The 14,528-nt window shown below is 70.4% G+C and carries 12 protein-coding genes; 10 read left to right on the plus strand and 2 right to left on the minus strand.

Going from position 1 to position 14,528, the window contains the following annotated elements; all coding sequences use genetic code 11:
• Nucleotides 1–17 precede the first annotated feature (17 nt).
• Nucleotides 18–1,097 carry a helix-turn-helix transcriptional regulator gene (locus ACH3VR_RS09205; RefSeq protein ID WP_396640486.1) on the minus strand — a complete coding sequence of 360 codons (1,080 nt, stop codon included), beginning with the start codon at nt 1,095–1,097 and terminating at the stop codon, nt 18–20.
• 61 nt (nt 1,098–1,158) lie between these two features.
• Between ACH3VR_RS09205 and ACH3VR_RS09210 the strand changes: the two genes are divergently transcribed.
• The 5 genes from ACH3VR_RS09210 to ACH3VR_RS09230 all read left to right on the plus strand — a co-directional run bounded on the left by ACH3VR_RS09210 (nt 1,159) and on the right by ACH3VR_RS09230 (nt 8,389).
• Nucleotides 1,159–2,208 (plus strand): ATP-binding cassette domain-containing protein, encoded by a 1,050-nt coding sequence (locus ACH3VR_RS09210; protein ID WP_396640487.1) that lies wholly within the window; start codon nt 1,159–1,161, stop codon nt 2,206–2,208.
• Entirely contained in the window at nt 2,205–2,993 is a 789-nt protein-coding gene (locus ACH3VR_RS09215; RefSeq protein ID WP_396640488.1) for an ABC transporter permease, read from the plus strand. The genes ACH3VR_RS09210 and ACH3VR_RS09215 overlap by 4 nt, the downstream gene beginning before the upstream one ends.
• Nucleotides 2,994–3,285: 292 nt before the next feature.
• Nucleotides 3,286–6,333 carry a hypothetical protein gene (locus ACH3VR_RS09220; RefSeq protein ID WP_396640489.1) on the plus strand — a complete coding sequence of 1,016 codons (3,048 nt, stop codon included), beginning with the start codon at nt 3,286–3,288 and terminating at the stop codon, nt 6,331–6,333.
• 95 nt (nt 6,334–6,428) lie between these two features.
• Nucleotides 6,429–7,226, plus strand: coding sequence for a polyphosphate kinase 2 (ppk2, locus tag ACH3VR_RS09225; protein WP_396640490.1), 798 nt, complete (start codon nt 6,429–6,431; stop codon nt 7,224–7,226).
• A gap of 11 nt (nt 7,227–7,237) precedes the next feature.
• Nucleotides 7,238–8,389, plus strand: coding sequence for an NAD(P)/FAD-dependent oxidoreductase (locus tag ACH3VR_RS09230; protein ID WP_396640491.1), 1,152 nt, complete (start codon nt 7,238–7,240; stop codon nt 8,387–8,389).
• Nucleotides 8,390–8,485: 96 nt separating this feature from the next.
• Here the strand turns inward: ACH3VR_RS09230 and ACH3VR_RS09235 are convergent, their stop codons facing one another.
• Nucleotides 8,486–8,899, minus strand: a complete 414-nt coding sequence (locus tag ACH3VR_RS09235) for a YccF domain-containing protein (RefSeq protein WP_396640492.1) — start codon at nt 8,897–8,899, stop codon at nt 8,486–8,488.
• 55 nt (nt 8,900–8,954) lie between these two features.
• On the opposite strand from ACH3VR_RS09235, the gene ACH3VR_RS09240 reads away from it, so the two are divergent.
• From ACH3VR_RS09240 to ACH3VR_RS09260, 5 genes are all read left to right on the plus strand, one after another.
• Nucleotides 8,955–9,836 carry a CHAD domain-containing protein gene (locus ACH3VR_RS09240; protein WP_396640493.1) on the plus strand — a complete coding sequence of 294 codons (882 nt, stop codon included), beginning with the start codon at nt 8,955–8,957 and terminating at the stop codon, nt 9,834–9,836.
• Nucleotides 9,837–10,028: 192 nt separating this feature from the next.
• The gene (locus tag ACH3VR_RS09245) at nt 10,029–12,482 is read left to right on the plus strand and encodes an ATP-dependent helicase (RefSeq protein ID WP_396640494.1); all 2,454 of its coding nucleotides are present in this window, start codon (nt 10,029–10,031) and stop codon (nt 12,480–12,482) included.
• 62 nt (nt 12,483–12,544) lie between these two features.
• The gene (locus tag ACH3VR_RS09250; protein ID WP_396640495.1) at nt 12,545–13,573 is read left to right on the plus strand and encodes an SseB family protein; all 1,029 of its coding nucleotides are present in this window, start codon (nt 12,545–12,547) and stop codon (nt 13,571–13,573) included.
• A 79-nt stretch (nt 13,574–13,652) separates the two neighbouring features.
• Nucleotides 13,653–14,054 carry an ArsR/SmtB family transcription factor gene (locus tag ACH3VR_RS09255; protein ID WP_396640496.1) on the plus strand — a complete coding sequence of 134 codons (402 nt, stop codon included), beginning with the start codon at nt 13,653–13,655 and terminating at the stop codon, nt 14,052–14,054.
• Entirely contained in the window at nt 14,051–14,527 is a 477-nt protein-coding gene (locus ACH3VR_RS09260) for an SRPBCC family protein (RefSeq protein ID WP_396640497.1), read from the plus strand. Before ACH3VR_RS09255 ends, ACH3VR_RS09260 begins: the two co-directional genes overlap by 4 nt.
• Nucleotide 14,528 lies beyond the last annotated feature (1 nt).

A 14,528-nucleotide genomic window follows, 5' to 3' on the forward strand; every position in this document is an offset into this window, starting at 1 on the left:
AGTAGCGCGGCGAAGCTTCAGCGGCGCACCCGCGTGCGGGACGCGGTCGGGCCCACGCGATCGGAGGCTCCCCGCGGCGGGTCACCGTCGCGTGAAGGAGTCGTGGGGACCACATCCCGCGGCGGAGGAACGGGGGCGTCGAGGGCACGCAGCATCCGCTCGAGCGTCTCGCGCAGCTCTCCGCGCGCGGGCTCGGGCAGGTCGGTCGCGTACTCGACGCCGGCCGGAACCCACGACAGGCCATACATCGTCTCGCGGAAGTCCGCGCCGCCGACGGGCCAGCGCGTGTGCGCGGCATCCTCTGGTGCGGCGCCCTGGCCCCACTGCCCGAACCACTCGCGCATCGTGTCGTAGGGGAGGTCCATCACGATGTCGGTCTCGACCGGCTGCCGCACCCACGAGCGCGCGACGAGGATGAACTCCTCGATCTGCTCTGGTGTGAGGTCGTGCGGCTCGAACAGGACGCGAGTGTGCTCGACCTCGGTGAGCCGGTCGACGCGGAAGGTGCGCCAGTCGGCCTTCTCGAGGTCCCAGCACAGCAGGTACCAGTGCCGGTCGGCGGGCGCGAGCGCGTGCGGCTCGACGCGCCGACGGGTCACCTCGCCGGATGCCGCGGAGTACGTGAATCGCACGCGCTCGTGGTCGCGGCAGGCGAGTGCGAGCTCGCCGAGCACGTCGCTCGAGACCGCGGCTCCCGAGCGGATCCCCGCCGGCTGCACGCTGTCGGCCAGGGCGTTGACGCGCCGGCGCAGAGGCGCGGGCAGGACCTGCTCGAGCTTCGCGAGCGCCGTCAGCGTCGTCTCGGGGCCGTCGATGAGGCGCTGGGATGCCGCGACCCGCAGCCCGATCGCCATCGCGACGGCCTCTTCGTCGGTGAGCAGGAGCGGAGGCACGGCGCTTCCCGCCTCCAGGCGGTAGCCGCCGGCCGATCCGGGCGTCGACTCGATGCGATACCCGAGTTCACGCAGCCGCTCGACGTCGCGCCGCACCGTGCGCTCCGTCACACCGAGGCGGTCAGCGAGCTCGGACCCGGGCCAGTGGCGGTGCGTCTGGAGCAGGTTGAGGAGCGAGAGGGCCCGCGAGGTCGTATCGGACATGCCTCAAGATTGACATTCATCGCGGACAGGATGTGTCCGCATCCGTTTCTACTCTCGAGGGATGGCGAACGAACCGATCATCGAGGCGCAAGGCCTCACCAAGAGATTCACCGTCAAGAAGAAGGTCGTGGAGGCCGTCACCGACCTCACGTTCCGCGTCGGGCGCGGCGAGCTCGTCGCCTTCCTCGGGCCGAACGGCGCGGGCAAGTCGACAAGCCTGCGCATGCTCACGACCCTCATCCCGCCCACCTCGGGCACCGCGCGCGTCGTGGGTCACGACATCTTGAAGCGTCCCGGCGACGTGCGCGCGCGCATCGGATACGTCGGGCAGCTCACGAGTGGCAGCTTCCCGCAGCGCGTGCGCGACGAGCTGCTCAGCCAGGGCGCGTTCTACGGCATCCCGAAGCAGGCCGCCGTGAACCGGGCCGACGAGCTCATCGCGTCGCTCGACCTCGGCTCGTTCGCGACCCGCTCCGTGCAGCAGCTGAGCGGCGGGCAGAAGCGCCGGCTCGACATCGCCCTCGGACTCATGCATGCGCCGCCGCTCCTCTTCCTCGACGAGCCGTCGACAGGCCTCGATCCGCAGAGCCGCGCGAACCTGTGGCAGCACATCCTCGACCTGCGCGCCGAGCACGGCACGACGGTGTTCCTCACGACGCATTACCTCGAGGAGGCCGACCGCTACGCCGAGCGCGTGATGGTCATGGACAAGGGGCGGGTCATCGCCGACGACACCGCGACGGCACTCAAGGCGACGCTCGCGGGCGACGTGCTGACGTTCGGCTTCGCCACGGCGGACGAGGCCGATCGGGCGCTCGCCGTCGTGCAGCGGCTGACCGATCGCGACGTGCGGCGCGAGGGCGAAGCATCCGTCGCCCTGACCGCCCCGGAGGGAGACGCGCTGCTGCCCACCGCAGTGCGAGAGCTCGACGCCGCGGGCATCCGCGTGCGCACCGCGACCGGCGTGCCGCCGACGCTCGACGACGTCTTCCTCGCGCTCACGGGCCGCACCCTGCGGGAGGCCGGCGAGGGGGAGTCCCCTGAAGAGAACGACGAGACGGATGCCTCGGCAGATGCCGAGGCGCACGAGAAGGCAGGAGCGACCCGATGACCACCGCGACCCGACCCGACACCGTCGTGCGGCAGAACCCCGCACGCGATACGTGGAACGTCATGACGCGTGAGCTCAAGCCCGTCGTGCGCGACCCGTTCACGCTCATCTTCAGCCTCGTGCAGCCGCTCGTGTTCCTCGGGCTCTTCGCGCCGCTGCTCATCGGCTCGTCGGGGCAGCCGCCTGCCGAGACGCTGCAGTGGTTCGTGCCGGGTGTGCTCGTCATGATCGTGCTGTTCGGCACCGGCGCGACGGGCTCGAACCTGCAGTACGAGATGATGACGGGCTCGCACGAGCGCACGCTCGTCGCCCCGCTCGCCCGGTCGTCGCTGCTCGTCGGCCGCGCGCTCAAGGAGATCGCACCGATCGTCGTGCAGTCGCTCATCATCGTGCTGATCGCGTGGCCGTTCGGGTTCTCGATCAACGCGGCCGGGCTCGTCATCGGACTTGCGCTGCTCGCTGTGTTCGGCGTGGGGCTCGGCTCGCTCTCGTACACGCTCGCGCTCAAGACGAAGGACCGCGAGTGGCTCTTCTGGGGTGTGCAGCAGACGCTCATCTTCCCGCTGCTGATCCTCTCGGGCATGCTCCTGCCGCTGGACGAGGGCCCGGCCTGGATGAAGGCCGTCTCCACCGTCAACCCGGTGAACTGGGTCGTGCAGGCCGAGCGCGCGCTCTTCGCCGGCGACCTCGGCGCCGTCACGGTGCTGTGGGGGTGGCTCGCCGCGCTCATCCTCGCGGCGCTCGGCCTGTGGGCGGGGGTGCGGGCGATCCGCACCTCGAGCTGAGCCCCGCCCGCGTCGTCGAGACAGGGGATTCTCGTCGAGCCACCGGGCACCGCGCTCGGGTTCGACGGGAATCCCTTGCCTCGTCGAGACAGGGGCTTTCGTCGAGACAGGGTGGTGAGATCCCCTGCCTCGGCGACATCCCCGGTCTCGACGTCGAGGGCGGCGGGCGACCGCGGCGGGACGGCAGCGCGCCCGCGCCACGGCATCGGATGCGTAACGATTCCGCGTCCCGCGGGCGGACGGCTGGGGAGCGGGGCACTCGCCCAGGTTGTGCGCGCCTAGGCTTCTCCCCATGTCAACGGCGCGACGACGGGGAATCCTCGCTGCCGTCACCGGCATCGTCCTGCTCGCCCTGGGGCTCGGAGTGGGCGTCGTCGTCGGTGACGCGCTCGGCATCCGGACCGAACCCTCCACCCAGATGACGCCGGCCGACCCCGTCGTGCCGGCCGTCTCCGGACCCGTCCTGCCGCCCGAGTTCACCGCGATCGACGCGCCCGATTCCGCGCGCATCTCGGCGGCTCTCGATGAGCTGGCGGATGCCTCCGCCGACGCCACCGGCACGAGCGGTGAGGCCTCGCTGACCGTCACCGCGGGCGACGGCGACGCATCGGACGACTCCTACACGCTCAGCGGCAACCCGACGGCGCTGCACATCGAGGCGGCGAGCGAGAACGGCGCCGCCCGCGGCGTGTACGACATCGCGAACTCCGTGCGCATCGGATCCCCCGTCGAGGCGCTCATCGGTGATCACCCCGCCTCGAAGCTGCCGTTCCGCATGGTCGACCTCGGCGCCGTCGGCGTCGACCCCGACCCGTCGCAGTGGGTGGACGGCACCGACTACTCGCACGTGTCGCGCGCCTTCGAAGACGTCTATCTCGCCGATCCTCCGTACATCGATCAGGATGCCTTGGCCACCGCGTACGACGATTGGGACGAGTTCTTGCGGCACTCCGTCGCCAACGGGTACAACGCCGTCTCGTGGCCCGGCTTCATCGAGTTCGCGACCTTCGAGGACGTGCCCGGCGTCTACCCCGAGGGCGACCCGCACGTCGCACGGGCGCTCGCGCTGCGCGAGGCGTTCGGGCCGTTCTGGGACCGAGCCGCCGAGCTCGGCGTCAAGATCTTCCTGCGCACCGACATGCCGACGCTCACGCCGCAGCTCGCCGACTACTTCGACCGGGAGTTCGGCGGCCTCGACACCGAGAATCCCGAGCTGTGGAAGACGTACACCACGGCGCTCGACGAGCTCTACGCGGCGGAGCCGGCCCTGTCCGGCATCCTGATCCGCATCGGCGAGGGCGGCCACGTCTACCAGGAGCCGGGCTGGGACTACTACTCCGAGATCGCGGTGCGCTCCGTGGACGCCGTGCGCACGATGCTCGAGACGTACTCGGCGCAGGCCGAGGCAGAAGGTCGCGAGGTGGTCTTCCGCACGTGGAGCGTCGGCATCGGCGACGTCGGCGACATGCACACCGATCAGAGCGCGTACCACGCGATCCTCGACGGCATCGACTCGCCGGCGCTCATCGTGTCGACCAAGTACACGCTCGGCGACTTCTATTCGTGGCTGCCGCTCAACGACACGCTCGAGACGGGCGACCAGCGACGCATCGTCGAGTTCCAGAGCCGTCGCGAGTTCGAGGCGTTCGGCTCGTTCCCGAACGATCTCGGCCCGCAGTACCAGTGGGCGCTGCAGACGCTGCTGGAGAAGAACCCGAACATCGAAGGCATCTGGACCTGGACGCAGGACGGCGGCCCGTGGCGCGCCGGCCCCATGTCGCTCTACCTCAAGAGCGGCTTCTGGCAGCTGTACGAGCTCAACACGCAGACCGCCGCCGCCCTCGCCCGCGACCCCAACGCAGACGTCGGCCAGGTCACCGTCGACTGGGCCAAGGAGTGGTTCTCAGAGGACCCCGAGACCGTCACGGCGATCGCGAACGCGATGGCGCTCTCGCGCGACGCGATCACGCAGGGGCTGTACATCCAGCCGTTCGCCGAGCAGCGGACCTTCGCCCTGGGTCTCGAGCCGCCGCCGCAGATGTGGATCTTCGAGTGGGACATCCTGACCGGCGACTCGGCGAGCCTCGGCGTCATCTACGAGATCTCGAAGGATCGCATCGACGAGACCATCGCCGCAGGCCACGACGCGGTGGCGAAAGCCGAGCAGATGCGCGATGACGTGGCGGCGACGGATGCCTCGACCTGGCGCGATCCCGCGATGCGCGACGCGTTCCTCGGCACCCTGGACTATGAGGCCGACGTGCTGCGTCTGCTCGCGGCCTACCGCGAGATGTTCCTCGAGCAGATGCGCTGGCACGACACGCTCGACCCCGCCGCCCACGCCGCGTGGGAGCAGGCGCGCGACGAGTACGTGGCGCTCGCCGACGAGCACATCTCGACCTACTCCGGCGACGTCAACCACCCCGCATGGAATCTCGCGGCCGCCGACCTCTCCGTGCAGCGCGCCGACCGCGATGACGCGATGGCGTGGATCGCGCGCATCATGCTCGCCCTCGCCCTCGCGTGGCTCATCATCGGCATGATCGCGGCGCGCACGCGGCTCGTCCGTCGTCCCGGTGCCGCCGCCGCGCGGGTCACCTGGCTCGCGTCGACCCGTCCGTGGCGCGCCCAGGAGGGCACCCTCGGCCTGCTGACGCTCGACCGCTGGCTGCTGCTCGTCGTGCCCGGCGCGCTCCTGGTCGGCACCCGCGCGGTGCAGACCTCGTTCCTCTCCTGGACCCACCTCGCTGTCGTGCTGGGCGCGTGGATCGTGTTCCTCGTGGTGGTCGATCTGCTGCTCGGCCGCAAGCGCTCGCCGTGGCCGGTCATCGCGGCCGTCGGGGGCGTCGTCGTGCTCCGCTGCATCGCGACGCTCGTCGCCCTGTCGTTCAGCGGTCCGGGCGGCTACTGGTTCGCCTTCTGGACCGACCCCGTGCGCCGCACGATCTACATCGGCGTCGCGTTCGCCCTGTTCCTCTGGGTCTTCGTCGCCGCCGGCTGGGCGCTGTCGACGCAGCTCGGTCGTCGGCGCGCGACGGGTGTCGTGCTCGCCGCCGCGGGCGCAGGCCTTGCGATCCCGGCGACGGTCGTGGCGATCATCGGCCTCGAGACGGTGCTCTCGGCGTGGAACGATCAGATGGGCCTCCTGCCGTGGGGCCTCGCGCGCATCCTCGGGCTGACGACGTACCTCGAGATCCCCGCCGACACGGCGTGGTGGGCGGCGGCGTTCGGCGCCGTCGTGTTCGTGATCGGCCTCCTGCTCGCACTGAAGTGGGGTCGTCGCAAGACCTCGACGACGATCGGCGCGGGGTCGCGGCATCCCGAACCCGCTGAGGTCTAGGCTGGCGCCACGCGCGCCCTCGCCGCGCGCGACGCGCGCCCTCGCCGCGCGCCATGCGTGCGCCCGGGAAGGCGCCCGAGCACCAGGAGACGCGGATGTCGAAGAAGCACAAGCACGACGACGGCCTGAGCGGCAAGGAGTACGCGAAGGAGCTCAAGAAGCTGCACGTCGAGCTGGTCAAGCTGCAGGAGTGGGTCAAGGCCGAGGGGATCAAGATCTGCATCGTGTTCGAGGGCCGTGACGGGGCCGGCAAGGGCGGTGTCATCAAGGCCATCACGGAGCGCGTGAGCCCTCGCGTCTTCCGCGTCGTCGCCCTCCCCGCGCCGACCGAGCGCGAGCTGAGCCAGATGTACATCCAACGCTACGTGCCGCATTTCCCTGCGGCGGGCGAGGTCGTCATCTTCGACCGCAGCTGGTACAACCGTGCCGGCGTCGAGCGGGTCATGGGCTTCACCGACGACGCGACGGCCGACAAGTTCCTGCAGCAGGTGCCGCTCGTCGAGAAGGCGATGATCGACTCGGGCATCATCCTCTTCAAGTTCTGGCTCGAAGTGAGCCCCGAGGAGCAGACCCGCCGGCTCGAAGACCGCATCACCGACGGGCGCAAGACCTGGAAGCTCTCGCCGATGGATCTGAAGTCGTACAACCGCTGGTACGACTACTCGCGCGCTCGCGACAAGATGTTCGCCGCGACCGACACCGACTTCGCGCCGTGGAACGTCGCGATCTCCGACGACAAGGAGAAGGCGCGGCTCAACATCATCACGCACCTCCTCTCCAAGATCCCGTACGTCGAGATCCCGCGTGAGGAGCCCGTGCTCCCCGCGCGTCAGGAGCCGGGCGACTACGTCGAGCCCGACTACGACTACAACTTCGTCCCCGAGAAGTTCTGAGAGACACGGGGATGCCTGCGCACGTCGTCGTGCTGGGAGCCGGCTTCGGCGGGCTCGAGGTGACGAGCACGCTCGTCGATGAGCTCGGCTCCGACGTCGCGGTCACCCTGATCGACAGGACCGACGGGTTCGTGTTCGGCTTCTCGAAGCTCGACGTGATGTTCGGGAAGGCGACGCCCGAGCACGTCTTCCATCGCTACGACGACATCGTGCGGGCCGGCGTCTCGTTCGTACAGGCCGACGTGACCGAGATCGACGCTGTCGCACGGCGGGTCTCGACCACCTCGGGCCAGATCGAAGCCGACTATCTCGTCCTCGCGCTGGGCGCCGACTACGACGTGTCGCGCACGCACGGCCTGGCCGAGGTCGGGCACGAGTTCTACAGCGAGGCCGGCGCATTCGCGCTTCACGACGAGCTCGCGGCCTTCCGCGGCGGCGACGTCGTGATCGGCGTGACGGCCGGGCCGTTCAAGTGCCCGCCGGCGCCGAGCGAGACGGCGCTCCTCGTAGACGAGCTGTTGCGGGAACGCGGCATCCGGGACGATTCGACGATCTCGCTCGTCATGCCGTTCCCGCGGCCCATCCCGCCGTCGCCGGATGCCTCCGCCGCCCTGCTCGAGACGTTCGCCGAGCGCGGCATCGCCTGGTATCCCGAGACGGGCGTGCGGGCCCTCGACCCGCAGCTGCGGCGGGCGCGGCTCGGCGACGGGTCGACCCTCCCGTTCGACCTCTATCTCGGCGTGCCCGTGCACCGGGCGCCGAGCGTGCTCGTCGAGTCGGGGCTCACCGTCGAGGGCTGGGTTCCCGTGGACTCCGCGACGCTCGAGACGCCGTGGCCTGGTGTGTTCGCGATCGGCGACTGCGCGGCCGTCGGCACACCGCGGGCGGGAGTGTTCGCCGAGCGGCAGGGCGCGACGGCGGCCCGGCGCATCGCCGCCCGCATCCGGCAGGGGATCACGGACGCCTCGTACGACGGTCGCGGCACGTGCTACATCGAGTTCGGCGGCGGCGAGGTCGGGATCGTCGAGGTCTCGTTCTTCGACGGCCGCCCGAGCGGCTCTTTGGAGGGGCCGTCGCTCGCCCTCGCGGCCGACAAGCGTGAGTTCGGGGCATCCCGGATCAAGCGCTGGTTCGGCCGGGACTGGACCCCGCTGCCTTCCTGAGCGCAGCGAGCCGATACGTTCTGCGCGAGCCGATACGTTTCGCGCGGTGGGAGGCGTATCGGCTCGTCGAGCATGTATCGGCTCGCGATCAGGGGCTCAGGCGCCGCGCTGGGACATCGCCTGATCGAAGGCGCCGTCGCGCGTCGAGACGATGTCCTTGCCGAGCGGCATGAGCGAGACGGGGATCAGCTTGAAGTTCGCGATGCCGAGCGGGATGCCGATGATCGTGACGCACAGCAGCAGCCCGGTGATGATGTGCTCGAGCGCGAGCCACCAGCCGGCGAGGATGACCCAGACCACGTTGCCCAGGAACGACCACACGCCCGCCGTCGGCTTGGCGACGACCGTGCGTCCGAAAGGCCAGAGCGAGTACATCCCGACGCGGAACGACGCGATGCCCCACGGGATCGTGATGATGAGGATGCACAGCACGATCCCGACGAGGGTGTAGCTGAGGAACAGCCAGAAGCCCGCGAGGACGAGCCAGATGATGTTGAGAAGGGTCCGCACGGGACCATTCTGGCAACGGATGCCCCGTGCGCGCGGCGCGACGTAGGCTCGGAGTGTGCGGGTTTCGACGGCGACACCGACGGTCGCAGAGCTGATCACCGATGCGCTGCGCACCGCGGCGGCGGAGGTGGAGGCGACCGAGCCCGCCGCGCTGGCCGACGAGCCCGACGGCGTGCACCAGCAGCGCGTACGCGTGCGGCGGCTGCGGAGCGTGCTGGCGGGGTTCGGTCCGCTGCTCGACGACGAGGAGGTCGAGCGCCTGCGCGTGCGCTTCCACGAGTGGGGCGGCGATCTGGGTGTCGTCCGCGACATCGAGGTGCGCGTCGCCGTCGCGGAGGACGCGATCGAGCGCGCCGGCGTCGACGACGAGCGCGTCTCGGAGCGCCTCGTCGACTCGGAGCGGCGCGCCTACGCCGGCGCGCACGCACGGCTCGTCGAGATCGCGCGTTCTGCGCGCGCCGCCGAGCGCACCCGACAATTGCGCGAGTTCGTGGCGGCGCCCGCCATCATGGCCGAGGACGCGGAGGCGACGGCGATGGTCGCCGTCGTGCTCCGCGCGCAGGCGCGCCGCGTGCGGAAGGCGATCGGCCGGCTCGACGCGTCGGAGGAGTCGTACCACGACGTGCGCAAGGCCGCCCGGCGCATGCGCTACGTCGCCGAGGCGATCGCGCGCGCCGCACCCGAGATGTATGCGACACAGGTCGCCGACCTCGCTGACGCCGGCGATGCGCTGCACGACGCGCTCGGCGGACACCGCGACGCCGTGCTCTTCGCCGAGAGCGTCGCACGCGCGGCCATCCACGCCGCCCGAGCCGGCGAGCCCGCGGAGGCCTACGGCCGGATCGAGGCGCAGGCGCGTCGCGAGGCGGCCGGGTATCTGCGCGAACTGCCGCACGCGCTGGGGAAGCTGCGGCGCGCGGCATCCGCCCTCCGCTGACGCGGCCTCCTTCCGGACCCACACCCCGTGGCCCCTTCGCTTCGCGAACCCACATCCCGTCGCCGAGTCCACACCCGGCGGACGTCCGCCGAGTGTGGGCTGGGTGCGCGAGTGTGGGTTCGCGGGTGTGGAGGTCGAGGCCAGGGGGTGCCGGGCGCCGCTGTCGGGAGCCGCGCCTAGACTTGACGCGCCATGACCGACGCCAGCACGCCCATCATCGTCGGGAGCGACCGCGGACCGCGCGGCGCCGGCGACCGCCCCGACAACGAGCTCCTCGAGGGCCTCAACCCGCCTCAGCGCGAGGCCGTCACGTACCGCGGCCCCGCGCTGCTCATCGTCGCCGGCGCCGGGTCGGGCAAGACGAGCGTGCTGACGCGGCGCATCGCGTCGCTGCTGTGGAACCGCGAAGCGTGGCCGAGCCAGATCCTCGCGATCACCTTCACCAACAAGGCCGCGGGCGAGATGCGCGAGCGCGTGCAGCACCTCGTCGGCGACAACGCCGCGCAGGGCATGTGGATCTCGACGTTCCACTCGGCGTGCGTGCGCATCCTGCGCCGCGAGGCGCAGCAGTTCGGCTTCACGAAGGCCTTCACGATCTACGACTCGGGCGACTCGCGCGCGCTCATCAAGCGGCTCGTCAAAGAGCACGAGGCGGATGCGTTCGGGCTGACCCCCGCCGCGGTGCAGGGCAAGATCTCCAAGCTCAAGAACGAGCTCGCCGACGCCGAGTCGTACGCGCGCTCGGCCAACATGAGCGACCCCGCCGAGCGCATCTTCGTCGACATCTTCGCCGACTACCAGCGTGCGCTGCAGCGGGCCAACGCCTTCGACTTCGACGACCTGATCGCGCAGACGGTCTACCTCTTCCGCGCCTTCCCGCACGTCGCCGACGTCTACCGTCGGCGCTTCCGGCACATCCTCGTCGACGAGTACCAGGACACCAACCATGCCCAGTACGCGCTCATCCACGAGCTGACGCAGCCGCTGTCCGAGCCCGAGGGCGAGTCGTATGGCGACAGCGGCATGATGATCTTCGATGCCCCTGCAGCCGACACGCTGCCCGCGGCATCCCTCACCGTCGTCGGCGACTCGGACCAGTCGATCTACGCGTTCCGCGGCGCCGACATCCGCAACATCACGGAGTTCGAGCGCGACTACCCGGGTGCGAAGGTCGTGCTCCTCGAGCAGAACTACCGGTCGACGCAGAACATCCTGAGCGCCGCGAACGCCGTCATCAGCAACAATTTCGACCGCAAGGACAAGAAGCTGTGGACCGACGTCGGCGCGGGCGAGCGGATCGTCGGCTTCACCGGCTACTCCCAGCACGACGAAGCGCAGTTCGTCGCGGACGAGATCGACTCGCTGCGCCGTGCGGGCGTCGACTACTCGCAGATGGCCGTCTTCTACCGCACGAACTCGCAGTCCCGTGCGCTGGAGGAGATCTTCATCCGCTCCGCGCTGCCCTACAAGATCATGGGCGGCACGAAGTTCTACGAGCGCGCCGAGATCAAAGACGCGCTCGCCTACCTCGTCGCTGTCGCCAATCCCGCCGATGAGATGGCTGTGCGCCGCATCCTCAACAGGCCGCGCCGCGGCATCGGCGACGTCACCGAGACGGCGATCGCGCGCTACGCCGCCGACGAGGGCATCACATTCCGCGACGCTCTGGCCAACTCCTCGGTGCTCGGGGTCGGGCCCAAGATCCAGGCCGGGATCGCGCAGCTCGACGCTGTGCTGGCCGAGGCATCCGAGCACATGCTGCCCGCCTCGGGCGAGCTCGCGCCGCCGACGGCCGTCGCCGAGGGGCTCCAGATCCTGCTGCAGAAGAGCGGATACCTCGACGCGCTGCGCGCGAGCAAAGACCCGCAGGACGAAGCACGGCTCGAGAACCTCGACGAGCTCGTGGCGGTCGCCCGCGAGTTCGCGCGCAACAACCCCGAGGGCACGATCATCGACTTCCTCACGGAGGTCGCGCTCGTCTCCGACGCCGATGACCTGGAAGACGCCTCAGGCTCCGTGTCGCTCATGACGCTGCACACGGCGAAGGGCCTCGAGTACGACGCCGTGTTCATCACGGGCGTGGAGGAAGACCTCATCCCTCACCGCATCTCGGCCGGCGAGCCCGGGGGCCCGCAGGAGGAGCGCCGCCTCTTCTACGTAGGCGTCACGCGGGCCCGCCAGCGCCTGTTCTTCACGCTCGCGATGACCCGCGCGCAGTTCGGCGAGGTCACCGTCGCGATGCCGAGCCGCTTCCTGCAGGAGATCCCGGCCGACCTCATCGACTGGCGGCAGTCACCGGGCGATGTCAACTCGCGCGGCGGCACGCAGTCGCGCGCCCTTAACGCGCGGCGGCCCGGCGGAGGGTTCGGCGGGTCGGGATTCGGCACCTCGAGGCGCTACGGCGAAGACCTCGTGCCCAAGTCGACATCGATCGAGCGGTTCGCCAACCGCATCCCCGCGAAGGTGCGCGACAACGGCGATCTCGCGCTCAAGCCCGGTGACCGCATCCGTCACGACGACTTCGGCGAGGGACGAGTGGATGCCATCACCGGCGAAGGCGCGAAGCGCGTCGCGCACGTGCGCTTCGACAAGGTCGGGGCGAAGAAGCTGCTCGTCAAGATCGCCCCGATCGAGAAGATCGGCTGACCCGGCTCTCCCGTTCACAGGACGTCCAGGCGGCGGCCGGAGCCGCGGGTTAGGCTCGAACGATGGCCCTCTTCTCCCGCGGCAAGCGTGACCGCGACACCGAATCGACGTCAGAGCCGACGCCCGAGGTGACCGAGCCCGACGCCGTCGAGCCGGCGGCACCGGCTCCCGAGCCGGTGGCGGACGCCTCCGAGGATGCGGCTGCCGCGGCATCCGTCGGAATCTCCGTGTCGTCGTTCCGCGGGGTGGGCGCCCCGCCCGCGGCCCCGGCCGCGCCCGTCGCACCGCCCGCCCCACAGGCGACCGCCCCGGCCGGCGATGCCGCGACCGGCCTTCGGGACAACACCCTGCTCGTGGCGGCGCTCGCGAACCTCACCGACCCGCCCACGCCTCCGCAGATCATCGACGTCGCACGGCAGGCCATGCAGGGCCACCTCTTCCTGCGGGTGAAGGGCGATGCGCGCAGTCTGCTCTCGGAGGGCAAGCAGCTGCCCCTCGCCATCGCGACGCTCGGTGACGAGAACTACGTCGTCGCCTACAGCGGCGGCGCGGCGCTCGGAGCGAGCGTGCGCGCCGACGGTGACACCGACACGTCGGCGATGGCCCAGCCGGTGCTGACCGTGATCCGCTATGTGCTCGACGGTCCGTATGCGGGGCTCGTCATCGACCCCGCGTCGAGCCCCGCGACCGCTGTGCTGCGCCGCGACATGCTCGAGAAGAGCGTCGAGGCGGCCGATCCCAACCTGACGGTGAAGTCGCTCCTGAGCGGCGAGCGCACGGCCGCTACGGCCGCCGCGGTCGTCGACGCGATGGCGCACGCACCGTTGTGGGTCGCGGTGAGCACCGATGACGAGGGGCGGATGGGCGTCGCCGAGGTCCGCACCCCCGAGGGGGAGAGGTTCCTCCAGCTCTTCTCGCATCCGCTCGAGATCGTGGCACTCGGGCGCGGCGAACGGCCCGCGCCGATGGCCGCTGACCAGCTGCGCATGGCGCTGCGCGGCGACCTCGAGCTCACGGGGGTCATCATCGACCCGGGCGGGCCGTGGATCCAGCTCCGCCGCCCCGACCTCGGTGCCCTGATCGACGGCTGACTCTTCCGGGCGTTGACACTCCGAGCGCTTCGTCCTAGCCTTTAATCAACGTACACGTTGATAAAGGAATCAATTGATTATGGATGCCGAGCCCGGGGTCGAATCCGACGAGACTCTCGATCGGGCCTTCCTCGCGCTCGCCGATCCGGTGCGCCGGGCCATGATCGCCCGCCTGAGCCGTGGCCCCGCGACCGTCAACGAGCTCGCCGAGCCGTTCGCGATCACGAAGCAGGCCGTCTCCCGGCACATCCAGGTGCTCGAGCACGCGCGGCTCGTGACCCGCAGTCGCGAGGCGCAGCGCCGGCCCGTGCACCTCGACGCGGCAGCGCTCGAGCGCCTCACCGCCTGGATCGACCGCTACCGTCTCGTCGCCGAGGCGCAGTACCGGCGGCTCGACGCCGTGCTCGCGGCATCCACCCCTCGCACGTCACCCCGCGCCGGCCGGACCGGCGCCGACACCCAGAAGGAGAAGGAATCATGAGCAATCCCGTCGTCATCGACGCCGTCCCCGGCCAGCCGTACGCCGACCTCACGCGCGAGTTCGAGGCGCCGGCCGAGGCGGTGTTCCGCGCTCACGCCGACCGCGACCTCTTCGCGCGGTGGATCGGGCCGCGAGCCCTCGACACGAAGATCCTCCACTGGGACTTCCGCACCGGCGGCGGCTACGCCTACGTGCAGACCGATCCCGAGGGGACCGCCTACGAGTTCCGCGGCACGTTCCACACGATCCGCGACAACGAGCTCATCATCCAGACCTTCGAGTATCTCGGCGCGCCCGACGAGGTGAGCCTCGACAGCGTCCGCTTCGAAGACCTCGGCGACGGCCGCTCCCGTCTCGTCGGGCACACCGTCTTCACGACCGTCGAGGCGCTCGAGGGCATGATGGCGGAGGGTATGGAGTACGGCGTGCGCGAGGGCTACGAGAAGCTCGACGAGCTCCTCGGTCGCGGCTGAC

The organism is Microbacterium alkaliflavum (genome assembly GCF_044325405.1).
GTDB classification, from domain to species: domain Bacteria; phylum Actinomycetota; class Actinomycetes; order Actinomycetales; family Microbacteriaceae; genus Microbacterium; species Microbacterium alkaliflavum.

Coding starts and splice junctions, on each gene's coding strand:
- ACH3VR_RS09250 (WP_396640495.1), top strand. CDS start 12,545: ATGGCCCTCTTCTCCCGCGGCAAGCGTGACCGCGACACCGAATCGACG.
- ACH3VR_RS09215 (WP_396640488.1), top strand. CDS start 2,205: ATGACCACCGCGACCCGACCCGACACCGTCGTGCGGCAGAACCCCGCA.
- ACH3VR_RS09260 (WP_396640497.1), top strand. CDS start 14,051: ATGAGCAATCCCGTCGTCATCGACGCCGTCCCCGGCCAGCCGTACGCC.
- ACH3VR_RS09205 (WP_396640486.1), bottom strand. CDS start 1,097: ATGTCCGATACGACCTCGCGGGCCCTCTCGCTCCTCAACCTGCTCCAG.
- ACH3VR_RS09245 (WP_396640494.1), top strand. CDS start 10,029: ATGACCGACGCCAGCACGCCCATCATCGTCGGGAGCGACCGCGGACCG.
- ACH3VR_RS09210 (WP_396640487.1), top strand. CDS start 1,159: ATGGCGAACGAACCGATCATCGAGGCGCAAGGCCTCACCAAGAGATTC.
- ACH3VR_RS09230 (WP_396640491.1), top strand. CDS start 7,238: ATGCCTGCGCACGTCGTCGTGCTGGGAGCCGGCTTCGGCGGGCTCGAG.
- ACH3VR_RS09255 (WP_396640496.1), top strand. CDS start 13,653: ATGGATGCCGAGCCCGGGGTCGAATCCGACGAGACTCTCGATCGGGCC.
- ppk2 (WP_396640490.1), top strand. CDS start 6,429: ATGTCGAAGAAGCACAAGCACGACGACGGCCTGAGCGGCAAGGAGTAC.
- ACH3VR_RS09220 (WP_396640489.1), top strand. CDS start 3,286: ATGTCAACGGCGCGACGACGGGGAATCCTCGCTGCCGTCACCGGCATC.